This is a genomic window from Nonomuraea turkmeniaca (assembly GCF_005889735.1).
Taxonomy (GTDB): domain Bacteria; phylum Actinomycetota; class Actinomycetes; order Streptosporangiales; family Streptosporangiaceae; genus Nonomuraea; species Nonomuraea turkmeniaca.
Genome location: NZ_VCKY01000527.1, coordinates 1 through 1,551, shown reverse-complemented (window position 1 = coordinate 1,551; position 1,551 = coordinate 1). Strand labels below are relative to the sequence as shown.

Annotated in this window: 1 protein-coding gene; it reads left to right on the top strand. The window is 62.5% G+C overall.

Translation table 11 applies throughout. The features are described from left to right. Positions 1 to 176 precede the first annotated feature (176 nt). Positions 177 to 1,436 carry a recombinase family protein gene (locus ETD86_RS54280; protein ID WP_138674377.1) on the top strand — a complete coding sequence of 420 codons (1,260 nt, stop codon included), beginning with the start codon at positions 177 to 179 and terminating at the stop codon, positions 1,434 to 1,436. Positions 1,437 to 1,551: the final 115 nt, after the last annotated feature.

Genomic DNA, 1,551 nt, shown 5'->3' with positions numbered 1-1,551 from the left:
GCCCGCCCTCCCCTGGCTCACCCCGACGCCGGTGCCGAGCGGTGTGAAACACCCGGCACCTGGACGGCGTCGGCATCCGCTCAGCGACGCCCGATCGTCAGAGCCGGCCCGGTGCGATCGGTGAAGAAGTTGTTTCACTTGTTTGTCTAACGGCAACTGCTTCTCGATCACGGATCGTGATCGAGAACCCCCGCGTGCTAGGCGTGATCAGGCTCAGCGTCACCACGGACGCCAGTACAGCCCCCGAACGTCAGCGAGACGCGATCCAACACTGGGCCAACACCCCACATGTCGGCGGAACCGTGATCGGATGGGCTGAGGACCTGGATGTGTCCGGTGGCCTCGACCCGTTCAGGCGACCGAAGCTCGGCCCCTGGCTCACAGAGCGGGAGAGCGAGTTCGATGTCATCGCCGTTCTCAAGATCGACAGGCTTACCCGTCGCTCGAAGCACTTCGCCGAACTGGTCGAGTGGTGCGAGCAGCGCGGTAAGACGATCGTCTCCGTGACTGAGGGCATCGACATGTCCACCCCCATGGGGAAGATGTTCGCTCAGATCATCGCGGCGTTCGCAGAGGGGGAGCTGAACACGATCCGCGCCCGAATCCAGGCGAGCGCGCAGACTCGCCTAGAGATGGGTGTGTGGACCGGGGGAGTGCTTCCGTTCGGGTACCAGTTCACAGACAGCACAGCGAGCAAGGGCAAGAAGCTGGCCCAAGATCCCGAGTATGCGGCTCTGCTCAGGGAGATCGTGGACAGGGTGAAGGCCGATTGGTCGGCCTACCGGATCGCCGTGGACCTCAACAGGCGCAAGGTGCCGACATGGCGGGACTACTTGCGCATCAAGTCGGGGAAGCCCCCTCGGGGAATCCAATGGACTTCCGCCACGATCGTCGCCATCGTCACCAACCCCACCGCTGCGGGGCTCTTTACTTACAAGGGCGAGCAGGTGGAGGACGATGAGGGCAACCCGGTCATGATCTCGTCCAACCCGATCATGACTCCCGACGAGTGGAACCAGATGGTCGTTCGGTTCACCACCGATGAACGGAAGGCGGTCAGGTCCACCCCCTCACGTTCGATGCTCGGGGGAGTGGCCACCTGTGGCGTCTGCGGTGCCAACATGTCGTCCGCCAAGAAGTCGAAGAACACCGTCAAGGGAACCGAGTACTTCTACTACGCCTGCAACAACCTCCAGACCGGCACGTGCCGGTTCCCGGCCCGAAGCACGCGGGAGCGTCTTGATCAGTACGTGAACGACGCTGTTGGCCGCGCCCTCGGACAAGCCCCCGTGTTCGAGAAGTCATCCGTGGACTCCGGCCCGATCCGCACCGAGCTGGAGGCCGTGAAGAAGCGGCTCGATCGACTTGAGACGGACTACATGGCCGGTAGGTACGACGAGGAAGGGCAGCAAGCCTCGGCGATTCACGGCGGCTGAGGAGAGTTCCGACCAAGTGATCGATTAGACAGCAAAGAGTGCCCCTGATCTGGAAGATTACGGATTGTCGAGATCAACAACCTTCCAGAGCGAGGAGCACTCTTCGCGTGCAGAC